The 14,005-nt window shown below is 51.6% G+C and carries 11 protein-coding genes and 1 pseudogene; 9 read left to right on the forward strand and 3 right to left on the reverse strand.

Annotated features, from left to right (window positions below; all coding sequences use genetic code 11):
* Positions 1-37: 37 nt before the first annotated feature.
* From A3224_RS06510 to A3224_RS06545, 8 genes are all read left to right on the forward strand, one after another.
* A complete protein-coding gene (locus A3224_RS06510; protein ID WP_067152731.1) occupies positions 38-919 on the forward strand; it encodes an NAD(P)-dependent oxidoreductase in 882 nt (293 codons plus the stop codon).
* A gap of 56 nt (positions 920-975) precedes the next feature.
* A complete protein-coding gene (locus A3224_RS06515) occupies positions 976-2,100 on the forward strand; it encodes a tRNA-queuosine alpha-mannosyltransferase domain-containing protein (RefSeq protein WP_067152733.1) in 1,125 nt (374 codons plus the stop codon).
* 56 nt (positions 2,101-2,156) lie between these two features.
* A complete protein-coding gene (locus A3224_RS06520; RefSeq protein ID WP_067152735.1) occupies positions 2,157-3,164 on the forward strand; it encodes a tryptophan--tRNA ligase in 1,008 nt (335 codons plus the stop codon).
* 106 nt (positions 3,165-3,270) lie between these two features.
* Positions 3,271-4,839 (forward strand): AbgT family transporter, encoded by a 1,569-nt coding sequence (locus A3224_RS06525; protein WP_067152737.1) that lies wholly within the window; start codon positions 3,271-3,273, stop codon positions 4,837-4,839.
* A 60-nt stretch (positions 4,840-4,899) separates the two neighbouring features.
* Complete coding sequence (locus A3224_RS06530; RefSeq protein ID WP_067157598.1) at positions 4,900-5,235, forward strand: DMT family transporter; 336 nt, start codon at positions 4,900-4,902, stop codon at positions 5,233-5,235.
* A 667-nt stretch (positions 5,236-5,902) separates the two neighbouring features.
* Positions 5,903-7,747: a DUF6531 domain-containing protein gene (locus A3224_RS16465; RefSeq protein WP_156481433.1), complete on the forward strand. Its 1,845-nt coding sequence runs from the start codon at positions 5,903-5,905 to the stop codon at positions 7,745-7,747.
* Positions 7,748-7,809: 62 nt separating this feature from the next.
* Positions 7,810-10,542, forward strand: a complete 2,733-nt coding sequence (locus A3224_RS06540) for an RHS repeat domain-containing protein (protein ID WP_197463077.1) — start codon at positions 7,810-7,812, stop codon at positions 10,540-10,542.
* 8 nt (positions 10,543-10,550) lie between these two features.
* Positions 10,551-11,282: an AAA family ATPase gene (locus tag A3224_RS06545; RefSeq protein WP_067152741.1), complete on the forward strand. Its 732-nt coding sequence runs from the start codon at positions 10,551-10,553 to the stop codon at positions 11,280-11,282.
* A 9-nt stretch (positions 11,283-11,291) separates the two neighbouring features.
* On the opposite strand, the gene A3224_RS06550 is transcribed toward A3224_RS06545, so the two are convergent.
* From A3224_RS06550 to A3224_RS17615, 3 genes and pseudogenes are all read right to left on the reverse strand, one after another.
* The gene (locus A3224_RS06550; RefSeq protein WP_067152743.1) at positions 11,292-11,534 is read right to left on the reverse strand and encodes a hypothetical protein; all 243 of its coding nucleotides are present in this window, start codon (positions 11,532-11,534) and stop codon (positions 11,292-11,294) included.
* Positions 11,535-11,730: 196 nt separating this feature from the next.
* Positions 11,731-12,324 carry an IS66 family transposase gene (gene tnpC, locus A3224_RS17610; protein ID WP_254773224.1) on the reverse strand — a complete coding sequence of 198 codons (594 nt, stop codon included), beginning with the start codon at positions 12,322-12,324 and terminating at the stop codon, positions 11,731-11,733.
* Positions 12,307-12,729, reverse strand: a pseudogene (locus A3224_RS17615) (transposase); the annotation flags it as partial. The gene tnpC and the pseudogene A3224_RS17615, both read right to left, overlap by 18 nt.
* Positions 12,730-13,070: 341 nt before the next feature.
* Here A3224_RS17615 and A3224_RS06560 point away from each other — a divergent pair.
* Positions 13,071-13,847 (forward strand): RHS repeat-associated core domain-containing protein, encoded by a 777-nt coding sequence (locus tag A3224_RS06560; protein WP_067152747.1) that lies wholly within the window; start codon positions 13,071-13,073, stop codon positions 13,845-13,847.
* The last annotated feature ends 158 nt before the right edge of the window (positions 13,848-14,005 follow it).

Consider the following 14,005-nt stretch of genomic DNA (forward strand, 5'->3'; position numbering starts at 1 on the left):
CCGGTTACACCACCTTATCGAAAACAGGAGTGGGAACATGGCAACAGTCGCATTCTTGGGTCTGGGCGTTATGGGCTACCCGATGGCCGGCCACTTGTCCAAGGCGGGCCACCGAGTGCGGGTATACAACCGCACCTCTAGCCGCGCACAACAGTGGCTGGTGGACTATTCCGGCGAGGCTTTCGCGACCCCTGCGGATGCCGCGCGAGACGCCGAAATTGTCTTCGCCTGCGTCGGCAATGACGATGACCTGCGCCAAGTGGTGGCGGGTGAGCAGGGGGCCTTCGCCGGAATGACCGGCGGAAGCCTGTTTGTCGATCACACCACCGCATCTGCCGATGTGGCCCGCGAACTGTCCGCAGTTGGAAAAGAAAAAGGTATCGGCTTTTTGGATGCGCCGGTATCCGGCGGCCAGGCCGGTGCCGAGAACGGTGTGCTGACGGTGATGGTGGGCGGTGAAGCGGCCGAATTCGAGCGCGTCAGACCCGTGATTGACTGTTACGCGCGCGCCGTGGAGCTGCTGGGGCCGGTAGGCAGCGGCCAGTTGTGCAAAATGGTCAATCAGATCTGCATCGCCGGCGTAGTGCAGGGGCTGGCGGAGGGACTGCATTTTGCCAAGGCCGCCGGGCTGGATGCGGAGCAGGTTATCAAGGTTATCTCCAAGGGCGCGGCACAGAGCTGGCAGATGGAAAATCGCTACCAAACCATGCTCGCCGGCGACTATGAGCACGGCTTTGCGGTGGATTGGATGCGCAAGGATCTGGCCATAGTACTGAGTGAGGCGCAGCGTAACGGCGCCCTGCTGCCGGTTACCGCATTGGTGGATCAGTTCTACAGTGAAGTGCAGGCGCTGGGTGGCGGCCGCTGGGATACTTCCAGCCTGTTCGCGCGGCTGATGAACCTGCGCGCATTTGACTGAAGGGGCCTGTACCCCTTCTGTCGCAGGGGAGCAGTGCAAGAGCACCGCAAAAAGCAATGAAAGTCCTGTTGTTATCCGCATACGACGCCGACAGCCATAAGCGCTGGCGCCGAGGTTTAGTGTCCGCGATACCGGAATGGCAGTGGACGGTACTCACACTGCCGCCGCGCTATTTCAGCTGGCGCATCCGTGGTAACAGTCTGAGCTGGGGCAGGGGGGATGCGCAGGAAACACTGCGCGGCCCCTGGGATTTGATCCTTGCCACCTCTATGACCGATTTGGCGGCTCTGCGCGGCCTGGTGCCGGAGATTGCCCGCGTTCCCACTGCGGTTTATTTCCACGAAAATCAATTCGCCTATCCGCAAAGCCCGGAAGCTTTTCAGTCCGTGGAACCCCAATTGTTGAATATCTACACAGCATTGGCGGGCGACTTGCTGCTGTTCAACTCCGAATACAACCGCCGCACCTTGATCCAGGGGGCGGCGGCGCTGCTCAAGCGCTTTCCGGACTGTGTGCCCGCGGATCTCTGTACAGAGATAGAGGGCAAGTCACGGGTGCTGCCGGTGCCACTGGAAACGGACATATTTGTGGAACCGGAAAAACGCCCGGACAGGCCGACATTCATATGGAATCACCGCTGGGAGTACGACAAGGGGCCGGATATTTTATTGGCGGCGCTGCGCCTTTTTACCAAGCACAAGCGGCCTTTTACACTGCACTTGGTGGGCCAGCAGTTCCGCCGCGAGCCACCGGAGTTCGCGCAGATTCGCGATCTGTTGCGGGAGAATGACGCGCTGGGAGCCTGGGGTTACCAAGCGCAGACGGCGGATTACCGGCGCCTGCTGCGCAGGAGCCACGCGGTGCTCTCCACCGCGCGCCACGATTTTCAGGGGCTGGCGGTCTTGGAAGCGGTGGCTGCCGGTTGTCAGCCCCTGGTGCCGGACAGCCTGGCTTACCCAGAGTGGTTTGGACGTGGCGGTTATCCGTTTTCCGAGAAGGTGGATGTCTGTGCGGCCAACTTGTGCGAGGCTATGCGCCAGTGTGCCGATCGCGTCGCAGGTGGTGAGAAGTTTGATATTCCAGATGTGACCGCGCTTAGTTGGGCGAGCCTGACAAGTACTTACCGTGAACTGCTCGCTGGTCTGGGGTGCGGAGCCGTCCCATACAATCGGGGCCGTTAAAAGGTTATTATTCGCCTTTCATTTCCCCAATATGCAGCACGGATCACGAAGGATTTATGACTAAGCAGCGCGTACTGACCGGCATTACGACTACCGGAACTCCTCACTTGGGTAACTATGTGGGCGCTATCCGCCCCGCTATTGCCGCCAGTCAGCAAGAGGAAAACCAGTCCTTCTACTTTTTGGCCGACTATCACGCACTGATCAAATGCCAGGAGCCTGAGAAGGTACACCAGTCCACCATGGAGATAGCCGCCACCTGGCTGGCTCTCGGACTGAATACTGACAATGTGGTTTTCTATCGCCAGTCCGATATCCATGAAATTCCCGAACTGACCTGGCTGCTCACCTGCATGACCGCCAAGGGGCTGATGAACCGCGCCCACGCCTACAAGGCAGCGGTGGACGCCAACCGCGCCGAGGGTGAGGACCCTGACTTCGGTATAACCATGGGGCTTTACAGCTACCCGGTTCTGATGGCCGCGGATATCCTGATGTTCAATGCTAACAAGGTACCGGTGGGGCGGGACCAGGTGCAGCATATCGAAATGGCCCGCGATATCGCCCAGCGTTTTAATCATCACTACGGTGATTACTTTGTTCTGCCAGAGGCGGTAGTGGACGATCATGTGGCTGTATTGCAGGGCCTGGATGGCCGCAAGATGAGTAAGAGCTACGGCAACACCATTCCTCTGTTCCTGCCGGAGAAGCAGCTGAAGAAGCATATCAACAAGATCAAAACCAACCTGCTGGAGCCGGGTGAGCCGAAAGACCCGGACACATCCACCGTATTCCAGATCTGGCAGGCGTTTGCCAGCGAGGAACAGACTGCGGAAATGCGCAAGGCGTTTGAGGAGGGCATTGCCTGGGGCGAGGCCAAGCGCCAGCTCTTCGAGCTGATCAACGGCCAGATTGCCGAGGCGCGCGAGCGTTACTATGAGCTGCTGGCAAACCCGGCGCAGATTGAAGTGGAACTAGAGAAGGGCGCTGAGAAAGCCCGCGCTTATGCTGCGCCTTTTATCGAGCAGCTGCGCCACGCGGTAGGTATTCGAAAAATAGGCTGACAATTTCCGGCTCCCCAGTGGCCCACGGTTGCGGTTGGACTTACAAAGACTGATCGCGGCTTTGGGCCCTTTCTATAATTAAGACTAATAACAACAGGGATCTGACATGGACAAAACACCGACAAATCCCAATCCCTCTGACAACGCCGCCGCCAAAAGTGGCTGGGTTGACCGAGCGCTCAATTTTATAGAAGTGGTGGGCAACCGACTGCCGGACCCCGCAGTGCTGTTCCTCGCATTGATGGTCATTATCTGGGTGTTGTCCTGGCTTCTATCGGGGGTCAGCTTCGGCACTGTGCATCCAGCCACTGGCGAGGCAATACAGGTGACCAACCTCCTTTCCGGAGATGAACTTGCCCGCTTCCTTTCCAGTATGGTGACAACCTTCACCGGCTTCGCCCCTCTCGGCGTGGTGTTGGTGGCCATGCTCGGGGTGGGGGTGGCTGAGCACAGCGGTTTTATCAATGCGGTACTGAAAAAGCTGCTTGCCGTTACACCGCAGATGCTGCTGACTCCCATGCTGATCCTGGTGGCAATTGTCAGCCACACTGCCGTAGACGCCGGATATGTATTGGTAATTCCGTTGGGTGGGGTTATTTTCTATGCTGCTGGACGCCACCCGCTGGCCGGTATTGCCGCCGCCTTTGCCGGTGTGTCCGGCGGCTTTTCCGCCAACTTTGTCCCTTCCGCTATAGACCCATTACTGCAAGGCTTTACCCAGACGGCGGCACAAATTGTTGATCCGCAGATACAGGTAAACCCGCTCAACAACTGGTTTTTTACATCGGCCTCTTGCCTGTTGGTCACCTTGCTAGGCTGGTGGCTGACAGACAAGGTCGTGGAACCGCGCCTGAAAAAGGTCGCCATTGACGGTGACGAAGAAGACATGCCAGTGATGCACGGCCTCGGTGGACGCGAAAAGAAAGCGCTCTATCTGGCGTTGGTGGTGATGGCGGCTGGTATCGTCACCCTGGTGGCCTGGATGCTGCCGGAAACGTCCGCCATGCGCGATGCTCAGGGGCAGTTGGCCTCGTTCAGTGCGCCGGCGATGAAGTCCATTGTGCCGTTGATCTTCCTGCTGTTTGTTATTCCCGGCGTGGTATTCGGCTATATGGCCGGCACGTTTAAAACAAGTAAGGACGTGATTGACGCCATGTCCAAGACCATGAGTTCCATGGCTTATTACATCGTAATGGTCTTCTTCTGCGCGCTATTTATCTCAGAGTTCGCCCGCTCCGGGTTGGGAACCTTGCTTTCGGTGGAAGGTGGCAACCTGCTCGCGGCCATGAACCTGCCGGGGCCGGTCACCATAATGGGCATTATTCTGCTGGTGGCCTTCGTCAACCTGTTTGTCGGCTCCGCATCTGCCAAATGGGCCTTGTTGGCGCCCATTTTTGTGCCAATGCTGATGCAAATTGGTTTCTCTCCAGATCTGACCCAAGCCGCCTACCGCGTGGGGGACTCCTCTACCAATATCATCACCCCGCTGATGCCTTATTTCCCACTGGTGGTGGTTTACTGTCAACGCTATGTGAAGAGCACGGGTATCGGCACATTGGTATCCATGATGCTGCCTTATTCACTGGTGTTTCTGCTTTGCTGGTCTGTGTTTTTAGTGATCTACTGGTCCCTGGGTATTCCACTGGGGCTGCAAGCCAGTTATTCCTATCCTTAACAATCTGTAAAGAACAGAGGCCTTCCGGCCTCTGTTCTTATTGATTGAGTGATATATAAAATGCAATCAGCCTACCTGTACCTGGCCATAGCAATTATCGCTGAAGTGGCGGCCACCACAGCGCTAAAAGCCTCCGAGCAATTTACCAAGCCGATTCCCACCCTGATTGTTGCAATCGGTTATGGCACGGCTTTTTATTTGTTGACACTGGTACTCCGCACCCTCCCAGTGGGAGTGACCTATGCAATCTGGTCTGGTTTGGGGATTGTGTTGGTCGGTATTGCGGGTGCAGTGGTTTACAAGCAAGTCCCGGACCTACCCGCGATAATCGGTATGGGGTTGATTATTGCCGGTGTTATAGTGCTCAATCTTTATTCAAAAAATGTTGGGCATTGAGTCGGCCTTTACTCAGAGTTGCTCCAGAAAATACGTCTAAGGAACCTCTGATTAATTCGCTTCCTGACCGTAAAAATTCTTTGGGGCTAGATGAGAAGCTCAGGTGATAGGATGGCCATTTCGAAACCGTCGGATACAGGGATGTATCCGTCGGAGCTACAGGGAAGTACTCGTGCGTTTTCGAAATGGCCATCCTATTGCCTGAGCGCCACGGAACTAACCAAAGCGTTCACGCGAATTAATCAGAGGTTCCCTAAGATCGCTTTGATGCGACTGTAGCGGCACCCTAAATTAAATAATTTACATAGGTTCTGTAGTCGGCATCGGTATCCTCAGGCAATAGGATAAGTGCTTCGACGTCTTAATCCCACAATCTGAGATTCTCGCCTGTAGTTAAAGAATGTTTTTTCGTAGAGAGAATTAATCAGAACTCCATTGGCTAATTTTTTGGGAAAATATTTATCATAAAATTTAGGTGATTTTTTCTTGCAAATATAAATTTTTTGGTTGTGGGGATTTTTTTGAGCCTAATTTTAACAAGGCTATTATATAAGTTGTTCCGACTGTATGGGGTTGCTATGTGTTTTTTTCGTGGTTGATTTTGTAATTTTTATTGTGTTAAAAAAGGTACTGATGGATCAGTCATTCACACTTATAAGGATATCCCGTGAAAAAATCTGGAATAGAGAAGCTGCTGTCCCTTGTTGTTATCGGCTTGTCCGCTCAGGGAGTTGCACTATCGACAAAAGCTGACTGCATACTCGAGTTTACATCGCCTGAAGATGGTGCCGTAGTTTATTCGCCCAACATTACGGTATATGGCCGTGGCGGTGCGGATGTAGAGCATGGAGATCAAGGATCAGTTACTGCCACCCTCAACGGATCAGTGTTTTTTTCTTATTCAGGGTCTTTCACAGCGGCAGTAAGCTTTCTTCAAAGTCGTGGTGTTGCTGTTACTTTACAGCCAGGGGAAAACTTTCTATCGGTCACAGGGAGTGCGGGAAGCTGCAGTGCTGCTGACAGCATGACAATTACTTATGAAGAGCCGGAACCAGATGACCCCAGCGACCCGTCTGAACCACCTGAATGTCAGCCTCCAACAATTTGGAATGAATCTAGTGGGCTATGTGAAAAGGTATGCCCGGCAGATAAACCCTGGGACGATACCGCGCGGGACTGCGTTGCACCACCAGAGCGTCAAGGTTGTGATAACTTGGCCGGCAATCCAATTAACTTTCTCTCGGGTCATAAATTGCAACGGGAGACGATTTTTGAAGCCAATGGTGATTTTCCCCTGACTTTCTCATGGCTTTACAATAGTTTTGGCAATCATCAGAAAACAGGTGCCGGTTACAGTGTTGGGGCTGGAGTGTCTGGTGAGACAGCAGTACATACTGAACAGCCGTTAGCAGATGACGAGCAACCGATTTCCCTGCCGCTCGATAAAGATCCCACTCAAGAATATACCGGCAGCTCCAGTGAGCACTGGCGCCACAATCACAGCTACTTCCTGGCGTATTACACACTCCCTGATGGTGATACGGAGCGACTGATTGCTTATCGCCCTGATGGAAGTGATCTGCATTTTGCAGATGAAGGTGGCATTTTTGTTGCCTTGGCCAATCGCGATTGGCGAGTAAGTAAGGAGTTCGATGAAAATCAAGAGCACATGGGTTGGACGCTGGAAGTCGCTGGTCGTATCGAGAAGTACGATACCGCTGGACGTATTCTACGAGTAGAGAATGAACAAGGGCAGGGCATTACCTACACCTATGATGGGGAAGGTGTGCATCAAGAGTCCATAGCCGATGATAACGGTAATAGTATCACTTTGGACTACACCGATGGAAATCTGACTCAGATCGCCCGCAACGACGGGACCGTTTATGGCTTCGCCTACAACGCCAACGGCTTGCTGCAATCCATTACTTTCCCGGGCAGTGACAATCCGCAGCGGGTATTTCTCTACGAAGACAGCCGCTTCCCCAATGCGTTGACCGGTGTTACCGATGAGTCTGGCAATGTATTTAGCACATTCGTCTACGATGAGCAGGGGCGGGCAATTCGCACCGAACACAATGGTGGAGCTGACTCGGTCGAAGTGGATTATGTAGATGCCAATACAAGGCGTTTAACAAATGCCTTGGGCAAACAGACCACTTATCACTACACAGAGGTGAACGGCGTTAAGCTAATCACTGAAATTGAAGGGGAGGCATCGGCCAATTGCGCAGCGGCAAATAAAGCTTACACCTACGATGATAACGGATTTATCGCAAGTGAAACTGACTGGGAAGGGAATCTCACCACCTACACGCGTGACAACCTCGGCCGGGAACTCTCTCGCACCGAGGCTGCCGGTACACCCGAGGCGCGTACAATCCTCACCGAATGGCATTCTGAGTTCAATCTTCCGGTAAAAATCACCACACCGGAGAGTATTACTGAATACAGCTACGATAGCTCAGGTCGCCTTATGGGGCGGAAAGTGACACCCGTGGTGAGTCCATAAGTGGTGATGAATACTTTGGTTTGTATCGTTTATGGATAATTGAAAAAACTCAAGGAATGGATATGCGCTTCACAAAATCATTTATTGCTGGGGCAATAAGTCTGTTGGTAATTCACGGAACCAATGCGGCTATTACGGAACAGAACTGGTCCTACACCTATACCACTGCGGGAAAGCTCGAAACTGCCGATGGGCCACGTACCGATGTTTCCGATATTACAACCTATGAATATGATGAAAATAACCGTTTAATTAAAACGACCAATGCATTGGGGCAAGAGGATTCCATCCTGGAATATGACGCCGCCGGACGTCCGACAAAAGTGCAGGACGCCAACGGTTTGCAGACTCATTACACCTACACAGCACGCGGCTGGATGGAAACTGCCACGGTGAAAGCTGAAGAGGGTGACCTGGTAACCACCTACACGTACGATGCTGTAGGACAGCTCACCAATATCGAATACCCGGACGGTTCCAGCGTTACTTTCGAGTACGATGCTGCACACCGCCTAACGGCGATAGAAAACACCCTCGGTGAACGTGTGGAGTATCTCCTGGATGCCGCTGGTAATATAAAAGAAGAAAAAGTCTTCTCCGCTGACGGTACAACATTGGTACGTTCCGTCAGTCGCAGCTACGATGAGCTGAGTCGCCTGATCGACGTAAATGGGAATAATGGGCAGAATACGTCTATCGCTTACAATAAGAACGGTGAGCGTATTTCCACTACGGACGGTAATCAGAATACAACGGTTGAAGAGCGCGATGCTCTAGGTCGGGTTAAAACCATTACCGATGCCGTCACCAACCAGATTCACTACACCTACGACAGTGCCGATCGTATCAAATCCGTTACAGACCAACGCGGTAATACCACCAGCTATGAGTACGACTTCGCCGGCAACCTGACCAAACTCACCAGCCCGGATACTGGTGTTACCACCTACGAATACGACCAGGCCGGCAATCTCAAAAAGCGCACAGATGCCAGAGGCATCGTGACCAGCTACAGCTATGATGCACTGAATCGCCTAACAGCAATCAGCTACCCTGGGAATCCCAACGAAAATGCGCTGTTCACCTACGACAGCACTGAAAATGGAAACAAGGGTGTCGGCCGTCTCACTGGCTACAGCAACGACTCGGGTTCAACGACAATCACCTACGATGACCTGGGCCGAATTACCAAGCAGGAAGATGCCATTGCCAGTTGGAGCTTCAGTACCGAATATAGCTACGACACAATGGGGCGCGTTGTCGGCATTACCTACCCATCTGGCCGCAGCGTCACCTATAGTCGCGATGCATTAGGTCGCATCAGTGCCATCACCACTAAAGATAATGCACAAGCCACCACCCAGACCATCGTCAGCAATATCCAATATCACCCCTACGGCGGTATTGCATCCATGGATTACGGCAACGGCATCACCCAGAGCTACACCTATGACCTGGACGGAAGGTTGGAAACGGTAACCGCCACTGGAATCGGTGATATCCGTTCTGAATACTACACCTATGATCTCGCCAACAATATCACCGGAATTGCCGATAACCTGGATGCCGGCAAAGACAGAGCTTATATCTACGACCCCCTAAACCGGCTGACGGATGAAGGTTATGTCGAAGGTGAAAAGAGCTACCAATACGACGCGGTCGGCAATCGCCTGCAGAAAACCTGGATCAAGACGGATCAAAGCCAGGCGGACACCAGCTACAACTACGAAACGACCTCCAATCGCTTGATCGAAAAAAACGCCAAATCCTGGATCACCGATGCCGCAGGTAACATCATCAGTGCTGATGATGGACAGAAAGAATACACCTACAATCACGCCAACCGCTTAAAAACCTATGGCGAAGAGGGCGAACTCAAAGCGACTTACTTCTACAACGCTCTGGGTCAGCGTGTGCGTACGGCCAAGAGCGAGGACAACCTGCTGCACTACGACTTGGGTGGACAGTATCTTGCTGAGACCAATATCGCTGCCAACGGCACAGATATCCAGAGCCAGATTGACTACATCTACCTGGACAACATGCCGGTGGCACAGATTGTAACGACCTTTAGCGAAGGGGAGGTTCAAAGTAGAACCTTGACTTATCTGCACACGGACCACTTGAACACGCCGCGTATTGGAACTGATGGTAATGAAGTTGTTGTCTGGCGCTGGGACAGTGATGCGTTTGGGCAGACAGCGCCGGATACTGATCCGGATAGCGATGGAGAGCAGATTGTTGTAAATTTGCGGTTTCCGGGGCAGATACAGGGCGGTGAGGCACAGCATTACTACAACTACTTCAGGGATTATGACTCGAGTCTTGGAAGGTATATCCAGTCAGACTTGTTGGATGTATTGGGTCGCAGTAATGATCCCCAGTTAAGACTTGCCCAACAGATAGGCGTTTTAACCATTCCGAATAATGGTGGTTTGAATCACCTTTACAACTATGCTGAAAGCAGCCCGATTGATCGTACAGACCCATCAGGGCTTTTAGCGCCTTTAGTCATTCCGGGTATATGTGCTGCGGGTGGGTGTGAAGCGATTGCTGCCGCAGCAGCAGCGGCATATTGCGCATTAAATTCTGCTTGTTCGGAAGCTGCACAAGGTGTTGGTGAAGCCATATCCGATGCAATTGATGATGCTACTGATGGTGCCGGTGAAGATGACTGTGGTTGTTGGAGAATCCTTGAACGCCGCAATAGTTGGTGGGATGGGGATCAGATATACTACGAATACCTTGAATGCCTACGCGAATGTAGGGAAGAACAAAATCAGTGTGAAAATTAGATGGCACAATGAAATTTGATGAAAAGCCATACCTGCGTGAAATCCAGTTCAAACGTGATGAAGTAGATGCCCATAACGATTATCCGTTTTGCATTCCAGCAGTTAGGGAACTGGATTTCCTTGAGTTTCACCCTGATGTAACGTTCTTTGTTGGTGAAAATGGAACAGGGAAGTCTACATTAATTGAAGCCATTGCTATTGCAATGGGCTTCAATCCTGAAGGTGGAACTAAACAATCTACTTTTGCAACAAAGCGTACACATTCGCCACTTCATCGTTATCTAAAGACGATAAAAAGTTTCAAGCATCCTGAAGATGGGTACTTTTTACGCGCTGAAAGTTTTTACAACCTTGCCACGCTAATGGATGAAACTGGGTACTTGAAAATGTATGGCGGGAAATCGCTTCACCAGCAATCACATGGTGAATCATTTATGGCAACCCTTGTAAACAAGCTGCAAGGTAATGGTCTGTACATCATGGATGAACCAGAAGCAGCTTTATCGCCATCGCGTCAAATGGCTGCACTGTCTGCTATTCATCAGTTAGTTGAAGAAAAGTCACAGTTTATTATTGCGACCCATTCCCCAATATTATTGGCGTACCCACGCGCCAAAATTTACCAATTCACAGAAACTGGCATTGACGTGGTTAAGTATGAAGATACCGAACACTACGCTGTTACTAAAGACTTTCTTGATCGTCACGAACAGATGGTCAAGTATCTAATGGAAGACTAAGCCAAACTGTTAGGGTAGTCTTCCATATTTTTTGATGGTGTCCTTGAAGCTTTCATCAATATCAGGGTGTTCTTCAAAAATTTTCAACAAAATTTCAGTGCCAACCAACCCTGTAATTTTTGAAATTGTTTTGGCATATTCTTCATATTCATCTTGATCAAGATGATCTTTCAGAAACGGTATCAACTTTGATAGTTCCGACGAATTTTTGAAGGCTATACGCGCTACAAATTCAGCTAATTCTTTATTCATATCTGACCACTTATTGATTAATTTTCACACTGATTTTGTTCTTCCCTACATTCGCGTAGGCATTCAAGGTATTCGTAGTATATCTGATCCCCATCCCACCAACTATTGCGGCGTTCAAGGATTCTCCAACAACCACAGTCATCTTCACCGGCACCATCAGTAGCATGTAAGCGGTAAATCTACCACCCCATTGCCATCACTCATCTGATATGCAGGCAAGATTCCACGGCAGCAGCCGCTCTATCTCCTCCACACTCTGCGCCTTGGGCAGTTCTGTAAACACCTGCCTGAGATAGCGGTACGGTTCGTGTCCGTGGAGTTTGGCGGTTTCAATCAAGCTGTAGAGTGCCGCTGAGGCTTTCGCTCCAGCCTGGCTGTTGGCAAAGAGCCAGTTTTTTCTGCCAACGGCAAAGGGGCGGATGGACCGTTCTATGCCGTTGTTGTCGATTTCCAGACGGCCGTCTTCGATATAGATGGTCAGCCTTTTCCACTGTCCCGCCAGGTAGTGCAGGGCTTTGCCCAGTGTGCTCTTCGGGGGGACCTGTGGGAGGTTTTTATCCAGCCAGGTTTTGAGCTTTTCCAGTTGTGGTTTTGCCCTTTCCTGTCGTATCCGGGTTTTCTCTTCCGCAGGCAGGTGGCGGATTTGTTTTTCGGTTTTGTACAGTTTGCCGATCAGGTGGATGGCTGTGTCCGCACGGCTGCGCTTGCCTTTGCCGGTGGCTTTTTGGGCGTCGATAAATTTGCGTCGTACATGGGCCCAGCAGCCAAGGCCGACAATGGTGGCATCCACGATGCTGCCTTCTCTCAGCAGCATGCCAAGGTTCTTAAGGTGATTATTGATCTCCTCAAACAACCGGCGACCAAGCTGGTGCTGTTCAAGCAAGTGGCGGAAGTTGAGAATGGTGGTTTCATCCGGAATTCGGTCTGTCAGCGTCAATCCCGCAAAATGGCGCATAGACTCAATCTCGTAGAGTGAGTCTTCCATTGCGGGATCACTGAGGTTGTAGAACAGTTGCATGCAATGGATTCGCAGCATGACCCGTAGTGGGTATCCGGCCTTGGGGTAGAAGGGCTCGATCTTCGCTTCCAGGAGCTGCCATGGAACAAGGGATTCCATCCGCTCAAGAAACATCTCCCGACGGGTCTTGCGGCGCTTGTTGCGATATTCGGCTTTAGCAAAGCTGACTTGGTGCATGGCTTTTGCTACTGTCGTTGACTCGATGCTATTTTAACCCATCCGTCCGGGACTTATTCAGAGGTTCCTTAGATCTGATGTCCTTTATGGAATTGTGCCAAACAGCTTTATTGGGGTGTAACAGCACGTCGAGGAAGCCCGTGACGGTATTTTTTAAGGAAAGACAAAACTTTAGGAAGTGATCGTCGGGGATAGGTAGTGCTCGCAGTCGCGGATTCCGTGGGCCCAGCGCTTTCCGAGTTGCTCGCAGACAGAGCGCACTGAATGGGCGGCACCAGCCAGAGACTTAAAGCAGCTCTCGAAGTTTCGGTTCAGGTAGCGCCAGTGTCGCGGGTAGGGTCTTGACTTATCTGCACACGGACCACTTGAACACGCCACGTATTGGAACTGATGGTAATGAAGTTGTTGTCTGGCGCTGGGATAGTGATGCGTTTGGGCAGACAGCGCCGGATACTGATCCGGATAGCGATGGAGAGCAGACTGTTGTAAATTTGCGGTTTCCGGGGCAGATACAGGGTGGTGAGGCACAGCATTACTACAACTACTTCAGGGATTATGATTTCAGTCTTGGACGATACCTCACCAGTGATCCTATCGGGCTGGCGGGCGGACCAAATACTTATACCTATGTCGGGGGGAATCCTGTTAACGCCATTGATCCTTTAGGGTTGGATATCATGGTGATTGGCGGCGGAAGGCGTACTGGTAGCTACAACTTCTTCGGCCATGTGGGGTTGGCAATCACCGGGCACGGAACGTTTAGTTATGGTAATGACACCCCTTTACGAAGCTCTGTCACGGATTACCTTCAAAGTCAAAGTCAGTTCCGCAATCAAACGGTTGTGATCATCCCGACCACGCCAGATCAAGACGCAGCGGCAGCAGCCTACCTTTCCCAGAATTATCCGGACCCAAATGGCGTTGGCTACTTGGACAACTGTGCAGTTAGAACAAATGAGGGGTTGATGGCAGCAGGATTCCCATCGCAAGAATATCCTTTCCCCGGAGGGTTGACGCGCAACGCAGCTTCCCTGCCAGGCGCAGAGACATTCTTTGTTCCGAAGGGAGGGCCGATTCCCCAGCCGGTGCTCGATGTACTGCCTAACTTTAATCCTTAACCTCCAGCACAATAGATAGTGGATGAAGGAGCGGTCGTGAAAGTTATCATCTGGTTTTGCATCACAATCCCAGTTCTGTATGTTGCTGCCTGTTCGTACGTTTCTACCAGTAAATCTAATGCGTACGAGTCCGTTAACATAGGCGACTCAGAAGAGGA

Source organism: Microbulbifer thermotolerans, from assembly GCF_001617625.1.
Lineage (GTDB): Bacteria > Pseudomonadota > Gammaproteobacteria > Pseudomonadales > Cellvibrionaceae > Microbulbifer > Microbulbifer thermotolerans.

Bases quoted from the DNA above. Each gene is read 5' to 3' on its own strand.
- A3224_RS06510 (WP_067152731.1), top strand. From the start codon at position 38: ATGGCAACAGTCGCATTCTTGGGTCTGGGCGTTATGGGCTACCCGATG.
- A3224_RS06525 (WP_067152737.1), top strand. From the start codon at position 3,271: ATGGACAAAACACCGACAAATCCCAATCCCTCTGACAACGCCGCCGCC.
- A3224_RS06520 (WP_067152735.1), top strand. From the start codon at position 2,157: ATGACTAAGCAGCGCGTACTGACCGGCATTACGACTACCGGAACTCCT.
- A3224_RS06545 (WP_067152741.1), top strand. From the start codon at position 10,551: ATGAAATTTGATGAAAAGCCATACCTGCGTGAAATCCAGTTCAAACGT.
- A3224_RS06540 (WP_197463077.1), top strand. From the start codon at position 7,810: ATGCGCTTCACAAAATCATTTATTGCTGGGGCAATAAGTCTGTTGGTA.
- A3224_RS06550 (WP_067152743.1), bottom strand. From the start codon at position 11,534: ATGAATAAAGAATTAGCTGAATTTGTAGCGCGTATAGCCTTCAAAAAT.
- A3224_RS06515 (WP_067152733.1), top strand. From the start codon at position 976: ATGAAAGTCCTGTTGTTATCCGCATACGACGCCGACAGCCATAAGCGC.
- A3224_RS06530 (WP_067157598.1), top strand. From the start codon at position 4,900: ATGCAATCAGCCTACCTGTACCTGGCCATAGCAATTATCGCTGAAGTG.